Annotated in this window: 18 protein-coding genes; 1 reads left to right on the forward strand and 17 read right to left on the reverse strand. The window is 36.6% G+C overall.

Annotated elements, in window-relative coordinates; genetic code table 11:
• Positions 1 to 40: 40 nt before the first annotated feature.
• The 17 genes from H7U19_RS12160 to H7U19_RS12240 form a co-directional block, all read right to left on the reverse strand.
• Positions 41 to 805 carry an SDR family NAD(P)-dependent oxidoreductase gene (locus H7U19_RS12160; RefSeq protein ID WP_186562765.1) on the reverse strand — a complete coding sequence of 255 codons (765 nt, stop codon included), beginning with the start codon at positions 803 to 805 and terminating at the stop codon, positions 41 to 43.
• Between the two features lie 37 nt (positions 806 to 842).
• Positions 843 to 2141 (reverse strand): MFS transporter, encoded by a 1299-nt coding sequence (locus H7U19_RS12165; RefSeq protein ID WP_186562767.1) that lies wholly within the window; start codon positions 2139 to 2141, stop codon positions 843 to 845.
• Between the two features lie 182 nt (positions 2142 to 2323).
• The gene (locus H7U19_RS12170) at positions 2324 to 3025 is read right to left on the reverse strand and encodes a FadR/GntR family transcriptional regulator (protein ID WP_186562769.1); all 702 of its coding nucleotides are present in this window, start codon (positions 3023 to 3025) and stop codon (positions 2324 to 2326) included.
• Between the two features lie 240 nt (positions 3026 to 3265).
• Positions 3266 to 4183 (reverse strand): polysaccharide lyase family 7 protein, encoded by a 918-nt coding sequence (locus H7U19_RS12175; RefSeq protein ID WP_246454800.1) that lies wholly within the window; start codon positions 4181 to 4183, stop codon positions 3266 to 3268.
• A 14-nt stretch (positions 4184 to 4197) separates the two neighbouring features.
• Complete coding sequence (locus H7U19_RS12180; RefSeq protein ID WP_186562771.1) at positions 4198 to 5115, reverse strand: polysaccharide lyase family 7 protein; 918 nt, start codon at positions 5113 to 5115, stop codon at positions 4198 to 4200.
• An 82-nt stretch (positions 5116 to 5197) separates the two neighbouring features.
• Positions 5198 to 7114 (reverse strand): PKD domain-containing protein, encoded by a 1917-nt coding sequence (locus tag H7U19_RS16990; protein ID WP_186562773.1) that lies wholly within the window; start codon positions 7112 to 7114, stop codon positions 5198 to 5200.
• A 16-nt stretch (positions 7115 to 7130) separates the two neighbouring features.
• Entirely contained in the window at positions 7131 to 8579 is a 1449-nt protein-coding gene (locus tag H7U19_RS12190) for a RagB/SusD family nutrient uptake outer membrane protein (protein ID WP_186562776.1), read from the reverse strand.
• 13 nt (positions 8580 to 8592) lie between these two features.
• Positions 8593 to 11697 carry a SusC/RagA family TonB-linked outer membrane protein gene (locus tag H7U19_RS12195; protein ID WP_186562778.1) on the reverse strand — a complete coding sequence of 1035 codons (3105 nt, stop codon included), beginning with the start codon at positions 11695 to 11697 and terminating at the stop codon, positions 8593 to 8595.
• Positions 11698 to 12111: 414 nt separating this feature from the next.
• Complete coding sequence (locus H7U19_RS12200) at positions 12112 to 12489, reverse strand: cupin domain-containing protein (RefSeq protein ID WP_186562780.1); 378 nt, start codon at positions 12487 to 12489, stop codon at positions 12112 to 12114.
• A 6-nt stretch (positions 12490 to 12495) separates the two neighbouring features.
• A complete protein-coding gene (locus H7U19_RS12205) occupies positions 12496 to 14766 on the reverse strand; it encodes an alginate lyase family protein (protein WP_343069103.1) in 2271 nt (756 codons plus the stop codon).
• Between the two features lie 162 nt (positions 14767 to 14928).
• A complete protein-coding gene (locus H7U19_RS12210) occupies positions 14929 to 15993 on the reverse strand; it encodes a polysaccharide lyase family 7 protein (protein WP_186562782.1) in 1065 nt (354 codons plus the stop codon).
• Between the two features lie 54 nt (positions 15994 to 16047).
• Entirely contained in the window at positions 16048 to 17322 is a 1275-nt protein-coding gene (locus tag H7U19_RS12215) for an Nramp family divalent metal transporter (RefSeq protein WP_186562784.1), read from the reverse strand.
• 23 nt (positions 17323 to 17345) lie between these two features.
• The gene (gene gndA, locus H7U19_RS12220; RefSeq protein ID WP_186562786.1) at positions 17346 to 19226 is read right to left on the reverse strand and encodes an NADP-dependent phosphogluconate dehydrogenase; all 1881 of its coding nucleotides are present in this window, start codon (positions 19224 to 19226) and stop codon (positions 17346 to 17348) included.
• Positions 19227 to 19258: 32 nt separating this feature from the next.
• Positions 19259 to 20296: a polysaccharide lyase family 7 protein gene (locus H7U19_RS12225; RefSeq protein ID WP_246454801.1), complete on the reverse strand. Its 1038-nt coding sequence runs from the start codon at positions 20294 to 20296 to the stop codon at positions 19259 to 19261.
• A gap of 29 nt (positions 20297 to 20325) precedes the next feature.
• Complete coding sequence (locus H7U19_RS12230; protein WP_186562788.1) at positions 20326 to 21327, reverse strand: sugar kinase; 1002 nt, start codon at positions 21325 to 21327, stop codon at positions 20326 to 20328.
• A 5-nt stretch (positions 21328 to 21332) separates the two neighbouring features.
• Positions 21333 to 23645: a chondroitinase-B domain-containing protein gene (locus tag H7U19_RS12235; protein ID WP_186562790.1), complete on the reverse strand. Its 2313-nt coding sequence runs from the start codon at positions 23643 to 23645 to the stop codon at positions 21333 to 21335.
• Between the two features lie 41 nt (positions 23646 to 23686).
• Positions 23687 to 24643, reverse strand: a complete 957-nt coding sequence (locus tag H7U19_RS12240) for a sugar phosphate isomerase/epimerase family protein (RefSeq protein WP_186562792.1) — start codon at positions 24641 to 24643, stop codon at positions 23687 to 23689.
• Between the two features lie 461 nt (positions 24644 to 25104).
• Between H7U19_RS12240 and H7U19_RS12245 the strand changes: the two genes are divergently transcribed.
• Positions 25105 to 26274, forward strand: a complete 1170-nt coding sequence (locus tag H7U19_RS12245) for a carboxypeptidase-like regulatory domain-containing protein (RefSeq protein ID WP_186562794.1) — start codon at positions 25105 to 25107, stop codon at positions 26272 to 26274.
• Positions 26275 to 26286: the final 12 nt, after the last annotated feature.

A 26286-nucleotide genomic window follows, 5' to 3' on the forward strand; every position in this document is an offset into this window, starting at 1 on the left:
ACAGTTTAAAATTCAATTGCAAATGTAAGCTATTTTAAAACTATATGCCCAAGCCTTGTCCTCCTCCAACTTGGACGGTTTCCGCCGTAATAAATGAAGCGTCCCTGCTCGCCAAGAAGGATACCACACTGGCAACTTCCTGCGGTTGCCCTAGTCTTCCCAACATGATATTGTTCTTCCATGAGGCAAAAACTTCAGGCTTTGTTGATTTAATTTGGGCGTGAAATGGGGTGTCAATTGTACCAGGGGATACTGCATTAACCCTTATACCATACTCAGCTAAATCTTTGGCCAAAGCCCTTGTAATGGCATGTACGGCGGCTTTGGAAGTACCATAAATCCCAGCCCCTGGACCGCCGGCATTCCATCCTGCAATTGAAGTGTAATTTATTATAGAAGCATTATCACTTTTTTTGAGGAATGGTATTGCCGCTCTTGATGCAAAAAATGTTGAATCTAAATTCAATGCCATCACAAATCTGTAAAACTCTGTAGTCATGTCTTCAAATCTAGACCTGCCGCCTAAACCACCGGCATTATTAACAAGAACATCTATTTTTCCATATTTCTCACCGATTTTGTTGATGTTTGAAGTCACCTCTTCTTCATTTGTAACATCAAATCCGTAATATTCCGAGGTGATGCCTTCATTGGTCAATTCTTCAACTTTTTGAGCACCGACCTCATCTTCAATACCGTTTAAAATTACTGTGTAGCCATCCTTTCCTAAACGCTTAGAAACTTGAAAACCAATTCCTCCTGTCGCACCTGTAACTACTGCTATTTTTTGATTTAAATTACTCATATTCTTAAATTTTATAACTTGTTTTTATTTTAAAAATTTACTTCTCTCTTAACGGCTCTATTTTAGGGCATAATACCCAAACACTTGCCACTGTAATTATGGCCAATGCGGCACCAATAACAAATGCTGGGGTGTAATTACCACCTGATGTAAGCCATGGTACCATAATAGTTAACCCAAATGCACCTAACTTAGCAGCCATACCGGCAAATCCCGATAATGTACCTACTGTTTTTCCACCGAACAAATCACTAGGCAACGTTTGAACATTACCGATAGCCGTTTGGAAACCAAATAAAATAACTGCCATAAATACAACAGCTGTTTCTGGTCCGCCAGGATTTGCCATTGCAAGTAACATCGGCAACATAATTACACATCCAAGTGTGATTACAAACTTTCGGGTTTTGTTTACTGTCCAGCCTGCCCTAATACGGTTTTGAGCCAATAATCCACCAAACCAAGCTCCCAACATGGCTCCTACATAAGGTACCCAAGCGTAAAACCCAATAGATTTAACATCCATCCCATAAACCTCGTTTAAGTAAATTGGTATCCAAAAGATAAATAGCCACCAAATTGGGTCAAGAGCCGCAGAAGCAATAATTACGCCCCAGCTTTCTTTATGAGTTAGCATTTTGCCTGTTTCAGGGTTATAACCTTCATCAAATTCACCATCTCCATCTTTATCTTGGTTCTGCTGTCCTGTTAAAATATATTTGCGCTCCTCATCCGTTATCCATGGATGTTTTTTAGGTGGAGATTTTACCAAAATCCACCATGGTATAAGCCATAGCAATCCAGTAATACCAACCAATATAAAAATGTATTTCCATCCGAAATAGACAGATAACAATCCAATTGTAGGAAAAGCGATTATACCTCCAATCGCTGCTCCTGAATTAAAAAGACCTTGTGCAAATGCCCGTTCTTTGGTAGGAAACCATTCTGCATTTCCTTTTGCGGCTCCCGGCCAATTTCCTGCTTCGGCAATACCCAATATGGAACGAAAAATACTAAGACTTACAACACCCCTTGCTAAGGCATGCAATGCAGTGGCAATGGACCAAAATCCAATAGATAATGCGAATCCAATTCTTGTTCCTAACTTATCGAAAATTTTACCGAAAATAGCTTGACCAAATGCATATGAAAATATGAATATAGTTGAGATGATAGCATAAATTCCTTTACGCTCATCCGATGTTTTATCTGGGTATAAATCCTTGGCAATATCAGGCCAAAGCACAGGTAAAGCCTGCCTATCAATATAATTAATCACCGTTGCTAACGCGATTAATGTAATCACCCACCATCGTAATCCTTTTATTTTCATAATGCTCAGTTTATTCAATACGCTCCATGCACAACCAAATGAAGTCATGTTTCTGTACTGAAATATTATACTTATTTCTTTACAATGAAGAAATCTCAAATGAAGAGTTTCTCCCCTCCTGGTACTAATATTTAAACAAAGTCAAGGCGTGCACTCCCAACTTTATCTGATGTATATATTACTTAAGTATTATAACAAAATTGATATAATGCCTTAAAGTGGACTTTCATTTTTTCTTTTGCCAAAGCTGGATCTTGTTTTTTAATCGCTTCGTAAATATCTGTGTGTTCCTGAATACCCAAAAACGCTTGGTTTTCATCACAAACATGATACTTTTCAAAATTGGTGATAATCTCTGGCGTAATTGATAACATTAAGGTATTCATGGTACTATTTCCACTTGCCTTTGCGATTGCCAAATGAAACAGCAAATCTTCCTGTACGGCTTCTTTATTGTTCAACACCTTATCTTCATAGGCGTCAAGCGTCACTTTTATATGCTTTAAATCATCTTCGTTCCTTCTTGAAGCTGCCAAGCTGGCCGTCTTCAATTCCAATAGAATCCTAGTTTCTACTAATGATTTAAAATCCGGTTCATCCAACCTTAAAATATCCTCAATCATACCATTTAAAGCTATAATCCCAATATTCGCAACAAAAGTTCCACTTTGAGGAATGGATTTTAAAAGCCCATAAAACTCCAGTTTTTGAATGGCGTCACGAACGTTGCTTCTGGTAACCCCAAACTTTTCGGCCAACATTCTCTCGGACGGCAACTTTTCTCCAGGCTCGAGGTTTTTATAGTTTATTAAATCCCTAATCTTAGCGATTATGGCATTTTGAACTTTGTGATTATCGTTTAATGTTATTGCTTCTATCTTCATATACTATATTTATACCTAGAGAAAATTGGCTGTTAAATGTTTTCTATACCACTATCCCTCTAATTATGAATCGGTTATTTTTTCTGTTTAACCTCATGTTTTATTGGTTGACCAGTTTGATAAATTTAATAAAAATGTTGAGAATATCATTTGTTTAGGTCAAGTTTTACTGGTTTGGCCCAAACCAGTAAAACTAAAACCTCAAACTAACTAAACTAAACATATATTTTTAAGCTCTAACTAATGATTTACTTCTAATTCGTAATACTTAATTCTTGCAAAAGCCCCTTCATCGGTTGTGGATAAATAATTGCCTGCCTTAAAATAATTTTCAAAAACACCCCACTTTTGGATGTGAATGTCATTATATACCACCGACTCATTATCATTTAATACCACTTCCATTCTATTCTTTTCAACCCTTACTTCAAGTTTGAATTTGTCAAAACCAACATATTCCTCAAAATTAAACCCTTCATCATCTCCCCAGGAATCCGTTTTTAAGATTTCGGTTTCTGAGGCATTCAAATCCTTTAGGACTTTGGTTTTCACCCTTACTTTACCATAGTTCCAATAAACTTTCAACATGGGCGGGGCGTTGTTATCATCTTCACCGATAAGATCCCTTTGCGCATCTGTCAATCTTCCATGGATCTGCATTATTATGGTACGATGGTATTTGCCATCTGCATCTTTTGACACCTCATCCATTTGTAAAACACCCTTCATATTTCCTCCTTGCTCAAAGGTCCAATTTGTATTGTTGCTTCCCGGAACCATTTGTTCCCTCAGCTCTGTCCTGGAATAGGATGAATTTGCTGTTGATGCGCCCGGGTACGTATAAAATACTAAGGCGCCATTAATGGAATCATTATAAAAAAATGGTTTCAATGTTTCATTAGTTGCATAGTTTAAAATCTCTGGCGGTTTTACCTCCGTGGGATTACCAATCGGCAAGGTTACCTTCCAGTTATTCAAATCTATATTTGGAAGCTTATAAGTTGTTTCCTCAACAATCTCCTCCTCTTCCTCTTCTTCTTGAACGTCATCAATAATGATTTCATCACTGTTGCTTTCGCAACAAACAACCATAGTAAACGTGAATATTCCTAGGAATAATACCATCAAATTAATTCTAAACGGCTTTACAATTGTCATTTGTTAAATTATATTTAGTGACTTACTTCTAATTCGTAAAACTTCACTTTTGAATAGGATCCTTCGTCCCTTGACTGAAAATAATTCCCAGCTTTAAAATAGTTCTCAAAAATACCCCATTTACGAATGTGGATATCCTCATAAACTTTGTATTCATGCCCATTGAGAATTACAACCATTTTACCATCGGACACCTGAACTTCTATAGTGAATTTTCTAAATCCTACTTCCTGTTGAAAATTAAAACCCTCGTCATTATCCCAGGCCTCCTCATGAAGCAGTGCAGTATCTGAAGCGTTGATATTCTTTAGCACTTTGGTTTTTACACGCACTTTACCCTTATCCCAATAAATTTTTAGGATTGGCGGTGCATTATTGTCATCTGCGCCAATTAAATCTCTCTGTTCATTAGTTAGGCGCCCATGGATTTGCAAAATTATGGTTCTGTGGTACTTACCGTCAGAATCTCTTGTTGTCTCCTCCATAGCAATTTTTGCTTTTAAATTCCCACCTTTTTTAAATGTCCAGTTGACGTTATTATCTCCCGGTACCATCTGTTCTCTAAGTTCAGACCTGGTGTACTTTGTGTTCCTTGTTTTAGAAGCTGTTGGCATTGCATGAAATACAATGGAAGCATCGGTAGAATCTAAGTACATGTAAGGTTTCGCTATTTCGTTTGTTGCGAAATTCAATATCTCTGGCGGTTCAATTTCATAAGGTTTCCCTTTATCATTTGTAACCGGCAAAGTTACTTTCCAATGACTCAAATCAATCTTAGGAAGTTTTACCTTCTTCTTCTTCTTTTTTTTCTTTTTCTTTTCAACTTTCACATCCGTTTCTGCAACGCTACTCACCTTTTTTTGACAAGTGGCATTAACAGATATAAAACCTATTAAAATTGCTATTAATATTTCTTTACGGAAGGGCTTCATTAAAATAGTTTTTATTAAACTGGAATTAAAACCACCTAGTCCCATTTAAAGCTTAGGTGGTTTTTGAAATTCAATTGTTTTATTAATTAACTGCATTAACTTTAATATTATCAACCCAAACATCGGCATCTGTTATGGCATAAATCCAAATAGACACTTGTCCGCTAGCATTCGAAGTAAACGTATCAGTAACGACTGTGAAGCTACCTTTACCATTTGCAACATTACCAACTCCCCTTGCTAAAGGACCGTTAACGGTAGAACTGATAAATGCATCAGCTCCATCACTGAACCAACCATCTAATATTTCAACATAAACGGCGTTTCCATCACCAATGACAGCATGACTAAATTCAAGCTCATATTGCGTATTGGGTTCAACTGTAATCGCCTGATATGCGGCTCTGGTAGAAGAAGTTCTCGCCAAACTTTCAAGTGGCCCTACCATAGTAGTACTACTGGTATATTTTGCCCCTCTAGTTTTAGAACCTGTATCTACACCACTATAATCCACTGGATCTCCATCAGAACTAGAATTGAATGCACTAGTGCTACTGCCTGTGAAACTAGAAGGTTTCCAATTTGCAGTACCATCTGTAAAATCACCATTAAGAATCTCTACAACAAATCCTTGAGAAATAGTCAATTGCGCAGTAGCGACATCAGTATTACCTGTGATACTATAAGCTGTTAAAGTAACGGTATAAATACCATCTTCAGCATATGTATGTGATGGATTCATCCCAGTAAACTGGAATCCATCTCCAAATTCCCATAGAAGCATTACTGCGCCTACTGAAGCATCCATAAAATTATATGTTTGATAATTATCTGGGTCTACCTCAAACGTAAAATCTGCAGTCACCGGTGCTAAAATCTCAATAGTTTGTTCCAGTGTGCTTGACAAACCAGCTTCGTTCGTGGCTTTAAGCGAAACTGTGTAAACATTAGCTTCTGCATAAACATGTGTTGGAGATTCCTCAGTAGAGGTATTTCCATCACCAAAATCCCACTCGTAACTTACCGCACCTGTAGATGAATTAGTAAATGCATATTCCAAAAAGTTAATTTCACTCTGTGCAGAGCTAAATCCTACAGAAGGAGGCACTGCCCCTTCGGCCCCTATATCGATTGTAAAATCATCCAATCTAGCCTCAACAGCCCCATTGGTAAAGAAAATGGCAACCGTATTATTATCGCCAGAGTTAAAGGACAATTTTTGTTGCACATAGACGCTTGGTTCATCATCATTGGTAACGGTAACAGAAGCAATAGTGCCATCGGCTACATCCTCTAAGGTAGTAAAAGTACCTCCATTTTCTGTTACGCCCAATACTGAAACAATCAATCTAGGATCGGAAGAACCGCTCAACATAGTATACCAGAAACTTAAATCATAATTCATATCAGGATCTACAGTAATTTCCTGATAACCAATACGGTCTCCTTCAGGAACGGGCAACTTAGCACCCTGATCTCCAAATGTTACTGGACTACCAGTAATCTGGATAACACCCCCCAAATCATTATTTCTCCAAGAATCCCGTCCGTCACCACCACCTTCAGGCAGGGTATCGTCTTCAAAACCTGGTTCTAAAATAATGGGTTGGAATGGCCCTTCTGCAACAACAACATCTATAGTTGTGGTTCCTGTTATACCATTACCATCAGTAGCAGTCAAAGATACTGGGTAAGTGCCTTCACCCTCCTCAAAGGTAAATGTAGGGTCTTTTTCTGTTGAAGTATTTCCATTACCGAAATCCCATTGAAATGATAAGGATTCAGTAGAAAGGTTGGTGAAATTAATCATCCTAAAATCATCAGAAGAAGAAGCATAGGAAAAATTAGCCCCCGGAAATACGGTATCTGCCTTTGAATTTGCGCCAGGTAAATCATCTCTAAAAAGTTCATCACCAACACAACTCACAAAAATGCCTGTTACAACTAATGCTACTAGCAAAAGTTTTGTTTTACTAAATATGTTTAATATATATTTCATAGTTTTTATTTTAATATTAATAGCCAGGATTCTGTGTTAAAAGCCCATCGCTTAAATTGATTTCCCTTGCTGGAATTGGCAACAATAAATCTCTAGCAGAATATACATATCCCATCTCATTGGCATGTGCGGTCAATACATCATTGGCAACACCAAATCGAATTAAATCAAACCAGCGTTGGTTTTCAAATGCCAGTTCCACTCGTCTTTCCGTTAAAAGTTCACTTTTTGAAACGCTTGATATCAAATTTGGAGCTGTATCTGGAAAAGCTCTATCCCTTATTTTTTGAAAAGATTCAATAGCACCAATATCTGTAGTACTAGCTCCGGCACCTATGGTAGCTTCCACGTGCAATAACAAAATATCTGCATAACGCAGGGCTATATAATCATTGCCTGCGTTACGGGCATTGTCTCCGTATGTTGGAGGGGAAACAGTGATATCCGATCCCTCTGGTAAAAACTTAATAACTTCGATGGAGCTCCCTAAGTTTATAAAAGATTGAGCGCCGCGAACACCTCCAAATGCACTAAAATCAGCAACTAGATTGGTGTTAACAATATTTTGACCATCTTCCCTACCTTGACGTGAAAATGACGTAAACTCCGAGGAAAAACTTTGACTTTCTAAGGTATTACCAAATTGGTATTGAATGGCGAAAATAATCTCGTCGTTCAATTCATTATAGAACACGTCCGAAAAGTTTTGCTGTAAACTAAATTCGCCACTATTAATGATGGCTTCGCAAAGTTGCTCCGCTCCTGAATAATTAGGACTTGGTTGCGATAAATACACCTTTGCCAAAATACCTTGAGCTGCTGCCTTAGAAGCCCTTCCTTTGTAAGTATTGTCCAATACGCTAACAGCCTCTTGCAAATCGTCCACAATCTGAGTATAGATTTCTTCCACCGGAACTCTGGTGAAAAGTGCAGCAGCGTCCGTTGGACCAACTACCTGGGTAACCAGTGGCACACTACCAAAAAGCCTTACCAATTTAAAATAAGCATATGCTCTTAAAAATTTAGCCTCAGCTGCATATTTTGCTCGATTACTATCATCTGCTATATCAATAAATCTAAGTATGTTATTTGCTCTAAAAATAACCTCGTACATTGATGCATAATAATCTTCGGATTCTACATTGTTTGCATCAACCACATATCTGTGAAAATCGGATTTTGAACCTTCTAAGGTTGCATTTCTAGTATTATCTGTACGATGTTCTGTCAAAAGGTGCTCAAACTGTACACCCCTGTTGAAATTACCAATATTAGTTTCGGTATTCTCATTTACCCCTTGAAGGGCACTATAAATACCTATAATTCCTGTTTCAACATCGGCATCCGTTTGAAAGAACGATTCTTCAACTACCACGGTATCAGGTAAAGGGTTTAAAAACTCGTCGGCATCACAAGACGCTAAGAGCGCTACTATGGTGAATGCTAAATATTTTATATATTTCATAATAATTATTTTTTTAGAAATCAATGTTTAGACCTAGTGTTAAAGTGCTGAATATTGGTGTACCAGCTCTCTGCGAACCAAATGCCCTAATATTCCCATTGTCATCATGCTCTGGGTTGAACCCATGATAATCATCTGCAGTGATGTATATAAGATTCTGTGCACTAGCATAAATCCTCAGACCTTCCAAGCCTATTTTTGAAAGCGTATCCTCATCAAAATTATATCCAACATTTACATTTCTCAAAGAGAAATAATCTGCACTTGCAATTACTTCACTGGTCAAAACTTTTTCTTGAATAAAGGATTCATGTGGCACTAAACCATCTGCAACAGCCTGCGCTTCACCTCCACTCCGTGTTCTATTACCAAACCAATTGTAGAAATACTGATCTCCAATATTATTTACCTGAGCTCCCAAACTACCTTGTACCATAAAAGAAACATCAAATTGTCCAATTTGAAATTCGTTGGTGAAACTATAAATCAAATCTGGGTAAGGGTCTCCAAGTATGGTTTTATCTTCTTCGGTAATTATACCATCACCATTTAAATCTTTCACTATCGTATCATCTGCTTGTCCGTTGATTCTATTCCATGGATTATCAACATAGGTAGTTCTAAAACTAGTCTCGTCATATTTATCTGTATCTACTACATAACCCCAGTAGGAAGAAATAGGCTCTCCAATTCTATTAATCCATTGTGAATTCCTACCATAGGTATCTTCGATTAGAGCGTTATTAGAATTTCCGAAGCTTAATAATTCATTTTGATTTGTAGATGCAATTATTGTGGAGTTCCATTTAAATTTCTCCTTGGCAATATTCCTTGTTCTTAGCTCAAATTCAAATCCTCTATTTTGAACCTCACCTAAGTTTACAATACCTGTGTTAAATCCAGTGACATAAGAAACTGGGTTTTCCAGCAATAATTCATCACTATTTCTCCGGTAGAAATCAATAGAACCTGATATCCTATTATTCAAGAAACCAAAATCCAATCCAATTGTTAATTCTTCTGATGCCTCCCACTGCAATAAGGTATTTGCAATATTTAAAGGAGATATTCCAGGAGCCAGACTACCATTAACAACGGCATTTGTGTTTTGTAACAATGCCAAGTAGGGCCATGTATTTTCAACATCAGATCCTACATTGAAGTTTTCAGAACCTGTAAAACCATAACTAGCCCTAAATTTCAAATTACTTACAACTTCGCTGTCTAATAAGAAATTTTCTTTTGCCACATTCCAACCAACAGATACGGCAGGGAAATTACCCCATTTTGAGTCTATGCCAAATACAGAACTACCATCGCGCCTGAAGGATGCATTAAACAGATATTTGTTTTTATAAGCATAATTTACCCTTGCAAAATAGCCTATTTTTTTCCGTTCTATATTAGACTGAAAAACGGTGGTATTGTCTGGGTTACCACCTTGCACGTTTCTAAGACGATCATCTGCAAAACCATTGGTTTCAACCTCACTTATCTCACTTTTACGTTGTTGTACGGTAAGACCGGCCATCACATTAAGATCATGATCTCCAAATGTTTTGCTATAGTTCAAGGTATTATCCGAAACCAATCTGGTACGAAATCTATTCTGTAAATAATAGTTAGACCTTGAAGCACCAGACGCATGATAGTTAACGCCATCGTACCTATCCCTTTTACGCTGCTCCAACGTAACACCCAAAGACGTTTTAGCAATTAAGCCATCTGCTAACTTATAGCTTAAATACGATGAACCAAACAATTTGGTATTAAATTCATAGTGCTGACGCTCAACATATTGTTGATAGGGATTGGAATCTCCTGAAGTTCTAGGTCTTTCAGTGTTACCATCATTATCATAATCCCTGTTTTCCAAATGGTTTTCCCAAAAATAATCTCCAACACCAACATCAGGATATCGACTGCGATCAATAAACTGCAACGTTTCTTCCGTATGATAAATAGGCAACCAAGGCGATTGACGAGTTGGGTTATGGATTGAAGTAGGTAAACGTCTTTGCTTTGTATAAGAAGGAGATGCTCTAAGGCCAAATTTTAATTTCTTACCTATTTTGGTGTCAAACTTTAAGTTTGCAGTGTACAATTTATAATCATCAGTAATCACCACACCTTCATCGCTTAATGTTCTAAAAGAAGCACTATATGTGGAGTTTTCCGTACCTCCTCTTGCTGAAAGCGAATGACTAATCACATTACCTCCATCAAAGAAAACATCTTGCCAGTCTCTATTTACGCCGCTAATACTAGCTAAATCTAATGCATACAAAGTTTCACCAGAAAGAGTCCCAGTGGCAGCGCGTTCTTTAGCCGCCCATTCGTTAAGATCTTTGCTATAATCGTCACTACCATGAGCTTGCTTATACCCTACGTAGGTTTGATAACTAAATTTGGCCTTACCTGCCTTACCACTTTTAGTAGTAATTAAGATAACTCCATTTGCGCCTTCACTACCATAAATAGAAGCGGAAGCTGCATCCTTTAACACTTCAAAGGACTCAACATCGTTCATATCAATATTGGCAAGAAATTCTGAACTTACTACGATACCATCAATTACCAATGCTGGTCCGGTATCAGCGCTAACAGAACCAACACCTCTAATATTTATGGTTGGTGCGCCCCCCGCTTCTGCATTTGTGGCTTGAATGTTAACCCCAGACACTTGTCCGATAAGCGCATCATCTACACGAGATACTGCAATTTGATCCAACTTCTCATTGACAACCTTGGAAATTGAACCTGTAACGGTTGATTTTCTTTGAGTACCGTAACCAATAACAACCACTTCGTCAAGCTGTGCCAAATCCTCAGCAAGTGTAACGTTTATGGTTGTTTGGCTTCCAACTATAACAGTCTGGTTTTTGTAGCCAACATAGGTGAACTGCAAAACTTCACCTTCACTAGCTTGAATTTGATAGTTACCATCAAAATCTGAAGTGGTTCCCCGTGTTGTGTTTACCACTAATACATTTACACCAGGGATAGGCATATTATCTGCTGATACAATTGTACCAGAAATAACATTCCCACTCTGTGCAATTACCGTAAGGCCAAAAAAAAGCACTACGATAAGAGTTAGTTTGTTTTTTAAATTCATAATTTACTTTTTTGTGTTTTTAAAATCTGAATGCTTTAATTGTAATTTTGAGAATTACAAATCATTATGATTACTTTATAAAAACAGTACTTTTCCGTAAATTTTTGTAATTTTGAAAAGTTCGTGCAATTACAAAGTAATGGTGTGAATTAAGTTTTTACTTCCCTCCTAAAAGAAGTAAACTAGTTTAAAAAGGATAGGCGTGCACCTGTCCTTTTTTTATTTTACAGCCATGTGAAATAGAGTTTTTTGTAAGATGGTTAGACATTTAGTTTAGTTTTTTACTGGTTATCCAAATTGGTTTACCAGTTTGGTTTTCCAAATATATGTTATTTTTTTGTTAAAACAAATTATATTTTAATTTTAACATACTTATCCCAAAAAATATGCTTTAAATATCTAATAATTAACTTCTTATGACTGTTTATCCCCAAAATAGGAAACCCCTCCCCCAGTTAAGAAATCTTCTCTTACAGGACTAAACGTGTCAATTAGTATACCTTCTTCCAAACAAACTGCACTATGTAATAAATTAGGTTCAATATACACGCCGTCCCCAGCTTCTACAATTTGCTTTACGCCATCAATTTCAAACTCAAATTTCCCGGAGACACAATAGGTAGCTTGCGTGTGAAAATGTTGGTGCGGCGAACCCAATGCGCCCTTATCAAATTTTACTTTTACCATCATGATTTGGTTATCGTAGCCTAAGAACTTTCTTGACACGCCACCCCCAAGCTCTTCCCATTCCATGTCTTTTGTTATGATGTACTTTTCGCTAAATCGTTTCATATGCTTTTATTTTATGTTTATTAATGTATATGCACCTTTCCATTGATGTGTTCTACCTCCTACGGTTAGGCTATGTTGCACATCTTTATCATTGTTTTCATTTGAAATAAGGAATATATTTTCCTTTCCATTTTTTGTTTCAATTTGTACGGCTGTATATGCTTCTGATTCATGAACTATAGAAACATTATTAATGTTACTATAAGCGTTAACTGCAAATTCTGATACCGGGCTATAAGTACCGTGCGACTCAATAATTGACACAAACAATGCGTCCTTAGCATTCTTTTTTCTGAGAATTAAAGTTGGTTCATTTCTAAGATTATATTCAGGGTCGTTAGCTCCTATCCTGCCAAAAATAATCTCGTCATTAGCTGATGTTATGGCTGTATAAGTATAGAACTTGTTGTTGAGCAACCAATTTAGTTTTATAGGATTTCCATCTGAAGATGCTGTAGCTTCTTTATATAAATGTTGATACCCATGTTTTTTTCCTAAAACTTCTGGAATTGCCAATTTTGAATACTCAAAGCTGGTTTTCATAATCTGTCCTAAATAATAGAAAGGCAAATCGTATTGATTTGAAGTTTCCGAAGTTACGCGCAGAATGTCCAATACATAAGGGTTCTCGTAATCTTCACCTTTAATTGTTACAAAAGTTCTATGAAGTTGTGTTCCCGGATATGCGTTATTTTCTTTAGCACTCGCAACTTGTAAAATGTCGTTTTCAGAACTAAAAATGTACTTCTCTGAGTGGTATTGGCTTCCAATATCGTATTTCCCTTGAAAATGAGAGGTTTCATTCTGAACCAATGTGTTATGTGCAATGGTTTGTTTTGCCCAAGTTTTGTTTTCCTTTAGATAATTGCCTCCACCTTTTTGCTCAATATTTACAAAACGTGCCAGTCCATAGTCCTGAACCACTTCATCACCTTCATCAAATAACGAATAGGATAACTTATCAAAGTGTCCATGGCTTAAACCATGTGCCGTATATTTGAATACCAATTCCAAATCACCACTTCTTAAGATACCCACCGCACCTTGATCTCCATTGGGACCATCGGATAACTCGAAAGACTTTTTAACGAATGGTTTGGCCTTCCCCTCTTTTATACCCACAGCAACGGCAAAGCCTGCATCATCCAAAGCGACCTGGCCCTGCTTTTCGGCAATACTTAGCAACCCGGGATTGTTACCTCCGTAGTGATAGGCAATATCAACGGCAGACACCAACGATCGTGCGTAATACGACATGCCTTTTTGGGCATCATTTAATAAGAAGAATTCACCATCGGCATCCGAAAGGTTGATTAGGGCGTTAACGCTTTTTAAAAGTACACCGTCCTTATATTGAAATACATTTAATTCAGGTTTCTTATTTTGAAGTGCCTGTGCAAAAATTAAAAAGGGGTACGAAGCGTAACGCTGATAATAGGGACCCTCGGTAAAATAGCCATCAGGCGAAAATGGCTCTTCAAGGTTTGCATAGAAGCCCATTTTACCATCTTTATTTATATAGCCTCCATCATTGTCCTTCATATTCGGATCAAGGTTTACATCCTTTACGCCATAAAGTGCCCGTTGCAATAAACTATCATCATCCATGGCCAAAGCTATCATCCCTACGGCCACATTTCCCCAGGTACTATGATTATGAACCCTGTTAAAAAACTGCGGGTTTTCTTTTGAAATGAAATCGGCAAAAGGTCTAAATAAGTTAGTCTCGAGGGTATATCGTTCTTCTTCTGTTAAATAATTATAGATACAATCATAAGCTTGACTAACATACACCAACCAATTAGAGTCGTTCAAACACTGCCAGAAAATTTTACCTCTTGCATACGAGCGTGGTTTTGGGTGTACGGGCAATGTTGGATACATTTTTGCGTATTCAAACAACATATCCTTCACATATTTTGCATAGCTTTCATCGTCTAAAATCTGATATAAAAACCCCGCTTTTTGAAGTACAAAAAAATTCTTTTTGTGCCTTTCGTGCGTATAGCCCCCGGAGTAATCCTTTGGAACAGGAACTTCAATTCCATTTTTAATTTCAGCATCAATTTCGGCTTTTGTTTCTGCCAAAGTTGAATCGAAAATAGGAACTGAGCCTAGCTTAGTTTTTATTTCATTAACCCCTTGGCTAGTCAAAATCAAACCTGGATGTTCCGTCTTGGAATCCAAGTTTGCGTTATGATTAATTTCATTTTTACATCCTGCGACTACTGAAATCAGTAAAAGAAAAGTAAATCGAAATAAAATAGGATGCTTCACAGTAATGATATTTTAATTGGTTTACCAGTTTGGTTAACCAAATATACGATAATTATTCTATTATCCAAGCATGTATTTATAATAGCTTATCCAATTGATTAAATAAATGATAATCTGGACATCAAATTGGTGAAATGAAGGACAGCAACTTTAAATAATTAATTAATCATTTTTTATAAAATAACCTTCATTTGATACTGAGGCATCGCTTACGGTTACGCTTGCTTTGTTAAACCAAACTTCGGCATAATTTCCAGTTTCATACTGTTTACCAATATTGCCTCCATAAGTTTCACCACCAGTCGTTACGCCATTGGTTTGATTGTAACAACCTTGTTTAAAAAAACAGCCTTCTCCCGCATATGCATTTTCTCGCTCTACTCCGTCTCTACCTCTTCCAGCATATAATTCTCTTGTTTGCAAAGGAATATCAGCTTTGGAATTATATTCTGATTCAATTATATTTTTTGAAAATGTTTTCGTCTCGTGGCCATCGCTTGTGAATTTTAAGTTCATGATACCATCTTTAACAACCACTTCATAACTAAATTCTTCACCTATTTCAATTCCTTCCTTAGGTTCTTCTGGATAACTATTTTTATCGGCACCAACTACAGAAAAATCATTGCCCCAGACTGCAGTGGAATAATCCCATCTTCCCGAATTATCATCACCTTTTGTGTTGATTTCGTAATTCCAAAAAACGGAACCTTTGGTATGTCCCGGAAATTTTTTGTAGTATATCTTGAGTGGTTCATTCTCATGTCCATCGGCACTATGAATTTGCCCAACGACTACTGAAAATGCCCCTCCTTTTGTAGCATCTCCTGAAGTTGACACATTCATTACTTTTAGTGTTGCTGTTAGTTTGTCATTAGCGCTTTTTGGATACCATTTTTTTGTTTGGGCTAATTCAGTTCTAGTATTTTTGGATGTGCCATGTGTATTGCCTCCATTTGGCGACTTATAAACTACCCAATTTTCGGAGTCATCGTTTGTTGTATAAAAGTAATCCTTATGTTCATATTTTAGTGGTTGACCAACATTGGCCCCGTCACCCAAAACTAATTTGAAATGATTAAAGATTGGAATAATTTCACTAGGGTAAACGGTTTTCTCTACTTCTTTTATGTCTAATTTTTTAGTCTCATTTTTACAACTAATTAATGTTAGGAAAGCACAAATGCTTAAGGCCGGTACTAACGAAGTAATATTTTTTTTATTCATTTTTAAAAATTTATTTATTCTAATAATCTTTATTTAGATATCTGTTTGAATGTCTTAAAAATAATCTAGCAATGCTAAAATTCCGTTGTATGAAATCACTAGAGAAAAGAACAGCGCCGCATACATCCCGATATAAACACCAAGGCTCGTTTTATAGTCCTTCATTATCTTTTTACTACTTAGCATAAGTATGATTCCTAGCACTACAATTGGCAAAACAAACACATTAAATACTTGTGATAGTATTTGAACTTCAATGGGATTGGCCCCAAACACTGGCCCAATTAGTGCCACTAAACAGGCAATGGCCGTAATAATTCTAAACTGCCGCGAATTAGTGTCCAGTATTCCAGATTGATAATCGGCAACCAACAGCGGTGCTATCAATAAACAAGGAAATATGGATGATAAACCTGCACTTAATGCCCCAAAAAAGAATATGGTAACGGCCCACTTTCCGGCAACAGGTTCTAATGTATTTGCCATATCTAATACCTCGGTTACAACTTTTCCTTGATGAAATAATGCGCCGCAAGCTACCGCCATTATAGTACCGCTAATTACAAATATTAAAATAGCAGCTGTTATTGAATCCTTTTTTTGTTGTTGCAGATTTTTAATGGTCCACCCCTTTCCTTTTACAAAAAGTGGGCGAGACAAAAACGTTGCCGCAGCCATAGTGGTACCAACAAAAGCAGCTACTAGCATTTTGCCACCAGGAACTTCTGGAATGGTTGGTATTAAACCCTTAACTACATCTATTGGTAATGGTTGCACAAAAAATAAGGACAATAAAAATGATAAGCCCATTGCGCTAACAAATATGACCAGGATTTTTTCGAAAAATGTGTACTTACCTACCAGCATCAATAAGTAAAAAGTAACTATGATTATGATAGCAGTTATCAATACGGTTTCATATTTAAATGCACTTAAACCCTCAAAATTTACAGCCAGTATTTCAAAAATGATGTTGGATGAAATTCCCAAAATTCCCATTAGGGAGTTCCATTGCCCGAACGTGATTCCTACAATAATTAAAATTGCTAAAACCTTACCAAACTTTAAATGCTTTTTAAACCCGTAAAGCGCAGTTTCACCTGTAATCAAAGCATAATTGCCATACGCAAACATTAAGACCCCTGAAAAAAAACAGCTTAGCAAAAGCACCCATAGCAATTGCATACCAAATTTGCTTCCTGCAACAATCATGGATGTTACACTGCCTGTGCCAATGGTATAACCAATGGCAAAAATTCCTGGGCCAAAACCCAAGATAATTGCAATAACTTTTTTTAAAAAAGACTTTTTGTTTTCGGATGTTGGCATGGTGACTGTTTTAGTTTAGTTGGTTATTTCCAGTTGGTATGGTAAAATTTTCCCGAGTCGTCATCCGTTCTTTGGTAGGTATGCGCACCAAAATAATCGCGTTGCGCTTGAATGATATTTGCCGATGAATTTGCAGTAATGTATGCGTTTAAAAAGTTAACAGATTCACTTAAACAAGGAATTGGCAATTCCTTTAAAACGCATTCCGCCACCACTTTATTTGTTGATGGCTTCAATGCTTTTAACTGACTGATAATTGATTGATTGGTTAATATATTACCATTTTCTTTTAAAACTGGAATCAATGCTTCCGCAAAATCAGACTTTATAATACAGCCATTTGTCCAAATTCTGGCAATTTCGCTTAAATTTAAAGTCCAATTATAAGCTTTTCCAGCTTCTGAAATCAATTTAAATCCTTGATAATGATTAATGATTCTAGCAAATTGATATGCATTTAGCACATCACCTGAATTAAGGTTTAAATCTGAAGGTGTAATTCCAAAATTTTCACTCGCACTAAGCCTTTCTTCTTTATAAAATGATGTATAACGGGCAAATAAAGCTGAAGCTATTAAAGTGCTTGGAGCTCCCAGTTGTGCAGTGGCAATGGTGGTCCAATTGCCTGTGCCTTTATTGCCAGCTTTATCTACAATCTTGTTTAAAAGCCAATCGTTTCCTTCTTTCTTCCTCAAAATATCGATAGTGACTCCTAATAAATAACTATCAACTTTAGATTTCCAAGACTCCAAAATACGCGCGATGTCTTCTGGATTTTTACCCATGGTTTTAAAAATGCTGAACACCTCTGCCAATAATTGCATTTCAACATATTCAATACCATTATGAACCATCTTTACAAAATGTCCGCTACCCTCTTCACCAACATAGGTACAACATGGTAAACCATTGGCGTCTTTAGCAGCTATACTTTCGAGATAAGGTTTTACCAACTCGTAGGTTTCTTTATTTCCACCCGGCATAATTGATGGTCCTTTAAGAGCTCCTTCCTCTCCTCCGGAAACACCAACGCCAATAAAATTTATGTACTTTGATTTTAAATAATCGTAACGCTCCTTAGTCTTCAAATAGTTAGAGTTCCCTCCATCTATCAGAATATCACCATCAGACAAAAAGGGAATTAAATCTTCAATAACCATATCGGTAATCTTACCTGCATTCACCATTAGCATGATTCTTCTTGGTGTTTGCAGAGAGTTCACAAAAGCTTCAACATCAGAAAATGGTTGAGATTTTTCCAGTTCAGGATGGGCATTCTTAAAATCTTTAGCAACGTTTTCTTCAGATCCTTTTACCTCTCGATTGAATATAGAAATATTGAACCCTTTCTGAGCTAAATTTCTACTTAAACTCCTACCCATAACACCTAAACCAAATAAACCAAACTCCGATTTCATATCTAATTCTTTCACAATTTTTTTTACAATATCTTGAGGTTTTAAACTAATATCAACTCGTAAAGCGTCATTAGGCTGTTCTAAAGTATCAAACTGAGATTGCAACAACCCCGAGCTCATAAAATGATGCTCCCTTTTGTTGATTCGCTCTAAAATCTGTTCAAAACTGCCAGACAGATGTACCCATTTTATATGGCTTTCAATTCCTTTTGACAATATCTCTCGATAGCTTTGTTTTAGTGCAGAACAAACAATAACACAGCTACTTTTATTCAACTGCTTTTTAGCTAACATATTCAATGTTTGCAACCACCCGAAACGGTCTTCATCATTAAGCGGTATGCCTTTGGACATTTTAGCAACATTGGCTTCGGGGTGAAAATCATCGCCATCAAAAAACGGAATTTTCAAAGCTTGTGATAACATATTTCCAACTGTACTCTTTCCGCTACCAGAAACACCCATTATAAAGATTACCTGATTCATGATTTATTCTTTTAGCTCTCGCCGAAGGACAATTACTCTTTGGTTGGTAATGTTCCAACACCTAAAGTTGCTTCTTTAAACCACACTTCAGCATAACTTCCATTTGCATATTGTTTGGCTATGTTTCCGTTATAGGTTTCTGATTTTGTCGATTTTCCGTTGGCTTGATTGTAAGCACCTTGCTTAAAAAACTGTTTTTCACCAGCGTAGGCATTTTCACGTTCAACTCCAACCCGTCTTTTTGACGAATACCAATCCAACACTTGTTGCGGAATATCTGATGCTTTAGCAAAATCTGATTTTAATAAGTTTTTAGTGAACCTTTTTGTTTCATGACCTTCACTCGTAAAAGTTAAATACATTATACCTTTATAAACATTAACTTCATAACTGAATTCTTCCCCTAAAGCTATGCCGTCTATAGGTTCCTCTGGATAACTATTTGGACTTGGACCTAGTATAGAAAAATCATGTCCCCAAACGGCGGTAGAGAAATCCCAACGACCATCGTTATTACCTTCTGTATTGATTTCATAATTCCAAAAAACAGAGCCTTTTTTGTGTCCCGGGAATTTCTTGTAATAGATTTTTAGCGGTTCATTTTCGTGTCCTTCATCACTGTGTATTTGTCCGACTACCACAGAGTAAGAAGAGCGAGCCGTTGCATCACCTGTTGTTGACACATGTTTAACTTTTAAGGTGCCAGTAAGTTTTCCCCCTTCTTCAGGTATCCATCGCCTTTTTTCTCCTAGTTCAGTTCTGGTATTACTTGAATTTGGAGAAGTAATTCCTGAATTTGGAGTTTTGTACACTACCCAATCGGTTCCAGCTTCTTTTTCAACGTAAAAAAATCCTTGCTTTGCATAATTTATAAGTGAATCGGAGCGAGTACCATCTCCTAAAAGAATTTGCCATTTATTCATAAAAGAGATAACATCACTTGGATACGTCACCTTTTGTTTTTCAGGTTTATCATCTTTCTTTACTTTTTCCTTACAACTACTTAAAGTCAAAATGAAGGCCATGAATAAAAATAAATGGAATGTAGATTTAATAGCTTTAGTTCTCATATCATTAGTTAATCGTTAGTTCTTTTTCATTACCTCCTCAAAGCTCCAGAAGTATCCCCTTCCATAAGGTTTTGTACATTTTCAAGAGAAACGGTATTCACGTCTCCTGGAACGGTATGCTTTAGAGCGCAGGCGGCTGAAGCAAAATCTAAAGCTTGCTTATCTTCATAGTGCAATAATCCATAAATGAGACCCGCCGCAAAAGCATCACCTGTTCCAACACGATCTATTATGTGTGAGATATTAAGCATATCAGTTTTAATATACGCTTTGCCATTCCAAAGTTTACCTTGAATCTGGTGATGCGAAGCGCTTATAGTTCTTCTTGTTTTCTTAACAATTTTTTTGATATTAGGATAAACATCTATCAATTTCTTGGCTAATATTTGGAATTTATCACCAGGATCTCCCAATCCAAACATCTGGTTTATTCCATTACTACTTGTAATCACCACATCGCAGTGTTCTACCAAATTTGGAATGACTTCTTGCATGGTCTTTCCATATTTCCACATGTTACTCCTAGAATTGATATCTCCAGAAACTGTAATCCCCATTTCATTGGCTGTTTTGATAGCATCGAGACAACACTTTGCTGCTCCTTCTGAAATTGCTGGTGTTATGCCTGTCCAATGAAACCAATCGGCATCCTTTAGAACATCTTCCCAATTCACCATAGAAGGTTCTATTAAAGAGAATGCGGATCCTTCTCTTTCGTAAATAACCTCACTAGGCCTGTGCACAGCTCCCTTCTCTAAAAAGTACTTCCCAATCATATCATCACCATAAATAACATGCTCAGTGCTTAACCAATGTCTTCGCAAAAACTGTGTCGCTGCTTTACCAAGGGCATTATTTGGAAAGCGTGTAACATGGGATGCTTTCATACCCAAATAAGCACATGAGATGGCAACATTTGCTTCACCTCCTCCATAAACAAGATCAAAAGAAGATGCCTGAGAAAATTTTTCGTAACCTGGAGGTGATAAACGCATCATTACCTCACCAAATGTTATTAATTTTTTAGCCATAATTTCTAGTACATCAACTTCATTTTAAGGTTTTCTTCAACAACTATTTTTCCAGAATTGATAACTGTATTGTTGGTATGGGAATTATTCTTGGCTCCCCAAAGCAGGGCCACCAATTTTACAGGGTTATTCTTAAATGTGTTATTTGAAATATCTACATTCACGATACCTCCGGTATTTATTAAAATACCGTTCTCTTCTTTTGCACCACAATTTGTGAATGTACTATTAGAAACAAGAAGGTTTCCGCCAATGGTGGATTCGTCATACCCCCCTCGGTAGTAATCGATAACATTTTGTTTTACGTTTGAAAAATGGCAATTGTCTATTGTTAAATACTCGGTGTTGTAATCGCCTTTATCGTTGGTTTCTTCTGATAATTCCAAACCATTTTCACAATTGGAAATAGAGGTATTTTTAAAGGTGATACGCTCTGCAAACGATTGTTTATATACTTTTAGAGCAAAGTTAAAATCACTGATGTTGCTACTCGAAACCGATAGTCCAAAATGGGTGTACATATTCTCTTTAAGGGTAGCAAATGCGTGTTGATTTCCTGTTCCTTTTAAAGAAACCTCTTCAAGCGTTAAGAACCCTTCGGGATGCAATTCGAACAAAGGCGTGTTGTTTTCCTCTCCATAAAAAAGAACTGCCTTTGACTTGTCTTTCATTTTGATGGTGATACTTTTATTGATAATTAAAGGATTTGAAATAGCATGTTTTCCATTTCCTAAAACGATAATATCCCCATTTTCGGCTTTATCAATTTTTTCTTGAAGATTATCATTGATTTCAACAGTAATGATTGCGGGTTCCCTAGCTTCAACTTCATCTGAAAACCATGAGGGACCATATTTGGATTTATCTAAAATAGAAGGCACATTTGTATCAACATCAACCACCGCACCAATACTATTATTTTCATTTCTGGAATTACCAAAAAGGTCTTTTGATATGTTTTCAAACTCAAAACCTTGATAAGGTTCTATATCAATATTTGATGACGGTAAGAATATATTTTCAGCAACTTTCTTCAATTCAAAATTGACACTTTTAATACCATCATCGTAGTTTTTATAAGGCACACCTTGGTTATTAATTGCATTGCTTTTAAAGGTAACGCCCTCAGCTTCATCATGTTCCACAACAGGAGATTTATCGCCTGTCTCGTTATAAAGCACATTATTGGCTATCAAGGTTCTTAAAGGTCTTGCAGAACGAATTTCCGAAGGAGGCAGCACATCTTTTTGAGCTAAATTTTGCCCCACGCCAAATTGCCATGGCGAATCACAATTCACATAGGTGTTATAGGCAACCACAACGTCCGTTACCTGATTGTAACGATTTAAAGGCGATTTTGGAATACCGTTCATTACGGCCAACGGACTTCTAAAACTCTTTCCTTTTAGGTTGTAGAAATAATTGTTGGTCACCCAATGCCCAGTATTAATAATTCTGATGCCACCAATATTTCCATTTTTACCGTCACCTATAAAATAATTCCCGTCAATGGTACAGTAATTACCGTGCCTCGTTACTAAAGACCCTTCGCTTTTGTAAAACACGTTATTTCTAAACTCGTTGAAATTGGTTTTACTTGAAATAATTTCGACCTCGCCATTACATTCCTCAAACAGATTATTGGCCACTAGCGTATAACTTGGCGACATAGACGAATAACTATCGCCAATCTGAATAGTTTCTCCACTGGCACCACCTTTAGGCGGACGTGGCCCAAAATGGTTATTTAGAATTTGATGGTAATTGTTGATGTGTTCATTGCCTTTTAAATCCACACGAATGGTAGGCCCACGATTGGTTTTACCCCTGATATAGCAATTGCTCAAGGTATTATGTCTACCCCAAAATTGTACCCAGCGATCTGAATCATCACGATTCATTTTATTGAAATCTTCTATAACACAATTTGTAACCGTACAATGATTTCCAATAGTCTCATCGTCTATTCGAAACTCCACCACGGCATCGCTTGGCGAATAGCCATTTCTAAAATGAAGGCCGTCAACTACTAAATGGCTCCCTCCAAATTTTAAATTGGAAACACCTTCAATAAATACCTTTCCAGGGGTTTCTGCTTGGATAATAATGGGGTTACTTTCTGTCCCTTCGGCATCAAATTTTATCTCAACATCCTTCCAAACTCCATTGGTCAAAATAATATGATCGCCTTCTTTACTGTTGTCAATGGCCTCATTAAGTTCTTCAATATTAGATACTTGAATTAAACTTGTTAATTTTTTCTGTTCGCATGAAGTTAAAGCAAACGCTATAAGAATAATTGTTAATATTTTTTTCATGATTAGTTTAGTTTTACTTTTATGGTGTTCAAAGCTTTTGGCTATGCGGATTGCCATAACTTTTGAACCGTATTCAGATCTCTTTTCATGGCGTCATAAACCACTTTTTTGTCTATTGAAATTTTACTATGCCCCTTTTCCGCGCCACCCAAATCATATTCCAAATGCAGTGAGACAGGTGGATTTAATTTATGCTTTTTAAGAAGCTTAAAGTATTTTGAGAAATCTACCATTCCATCGCCCATTGGCACGTTAATAGGCTTCCATTGGCCATTAACTTTTCCCCATTTAAAGTCCTTCAATACGATAGTTTTTATTTTTGGATGCAGAAGCTGAAAGCCGTTTTCCCATGAAAATCCACCTTCCACAATAGCGTGCCTTATATCGTATTGTGTTCCAAAATAATCAGGATTTACAGTTTTTAACATTTCATGTATTTCCCAAAAAGATGCCCCTATACTAGTACCAGCATGATTTTGATAGCACCCTACGACACCAAGTTTTTTATTAAGTTCTCCAAGTTTTTTGATTTCATTCTGATAATGATTTAAGGATTCCTTTAGGGATAAATCTTTCTTAAATTTAAACCAATTTGTTCTGTAATACTCAATTCCCAAAGTTGAGGCAGTATTCAATATTTGAACATCTAAAGGATTCTCAACGCTCCCAATACTAGTCGTAATCATTTTACACACCGCACCACCTTCTTTAATTTCGGTAATGGCCTTTGGCAAGTCTAATACTACTGATTCAGGAAGTACATGACCATTCGGGCGCACAGTTAAATCTACTCCATTAAAACCCATCTCAGAAGCCATGGCTCCAGTTTCCTTATAATCCAAAAATTGCAAGTGTTTGGAGAAAATATGAACCGATAATTTATCATCGTATGAAACATTTTCTAGAGCAAAAAGAGGATTTAGGATATTAACAAAAGGAATTATACTTCCCACAAGGGCGGTTTTCTTGATAAAATCTCTTCTATTTTGATGTGGCAATTTAGCTTAATTTTAAATTGGTTTACCAGTTTGGTTTACCAAAAGTAATAATATTTTTTGAGCGACCAAATTTTTTAACACGAAAGCCTGAAAATTAAACCATCTTGACTAGAACAAGAAATGCCTTTTGGTGTTAGCTTTGAGCCGAGCTATCGAAAACCTGCATATTTTCGAATTTAAAAAAATATCTAAGCGAGTGGGCCATTTAATGCCCCATAATACAAAACGGAGTAGATAAAAAAACGGAGGACCTGTTAATTTTAACAAATTCTCAGTTCTAGTGACCTCAAAAGGGAAAAGTTCAAACTTTTTAAAAGACATCGGATCGCTCAAAGAGTTTTAATATTTCCATTATAATTTAAATATAAAATTATGAATATACAGTGTAATTACTGGATAATTAAGACATAATACTTGAGGCAACAACTCATTATATTTGAGGTATTTAATCATGATTTAGAATGAAAACCATATTTCAGAGGATCCTAATTTGTATTGTCTTAATTTCAACCAGCATTGGATATTCCCAAAACGATAAGATCGAAATCAACGGAATTATTTTGGACGAAGCACAGATGCCCGTTCCATTTGTGGCCGTCGGTATTGTTAAAAAATACATAGGTACTTCGAGTACGGAAGACGGTGAATTTTCATTTTTTGTAACAAAAAATGAGCTGCAGGATTCGCTTTCAATCTCAAGTTTGGGCTTTGACCCTTACAGTATAAAAGTTGCCGATTATTTAAAACTTGAAAAGAAGGAAATTGTACTAAAAGAAACGATTACTGAATTGGATGTGGTTAAACTTTTAACTCCAAAAGACTACGTAATTAATGCCATGGAGCGCCTGAAGGAAAACACCTTATCAGAACCCCACAGGCTTGAAATGCTATACAGAAGGACAACTACGGAGGCTGATAAGCCAAAATTCTTAATTGAGAATTATATTTTATTGAGAGACAAGGGTCCTGCTTACGGCCCAAGTGTCATTCAGGTTGCAGAATCCCGAAAATCGGCAGATTATCGCATTTGGAAGGGTAAGCAATGGCAACATTCCGTAAACAGCCTGTTTAATTTAAATCCTTTTAGGCCTCACCAATCCCAACATAAAAGAAATCTAAAAAAATTTAATTGGAAAAAGATCGGGGAATCATCCTATGAAGGTGAAGATGTATTGGTAATCAAAGGGCAAAATCCAGATATTGATTGGGAAAAAATAACAATGTATATCGGTGTTGATTCTTATAAAGTGTATCGCATTGAACGCGGTCCCTCCCTTTTCATTTACAAAAAGCACAACAGCGGAAAACTTGTTTTAAGCTACTTTAAAAACGAGTGGAAACTTAAAAAACATATGGTTCCCAAGGAATACCACAATACTGATGCCGAAACCTCGCATTATAAAACCGAGGCATTTGTTTACAGCACCAGTACGGATAAAAAAGAAGTTCGAAAGGTTTACCCTTTTGGTGGCGATACAGATATGGGAATTATTGAATTGCCATATAATCCCGATTTTTGGAAAAACCTGAGTATGCCACCAGACACTAAATTTTATAAAAGTCTTAAAGAAGGATTGGAGAGCAATTACGGAGTGCCTTTGGAAACCCAGTTTGAATTGGTGAATCAATAATAATTTTTCAAA

The sequence above is a fragment of the Hyunsoonleella aquatilis genome, from assembly GCF_014270105.1.
In the GTDB taxonomy this organism is placed as follows: Bacteria; Bacteroidota; Bacteroidia; order Flavobacteriales; family Flavobacteriaceae; genus Jejuia; species Jejuia aquatilis.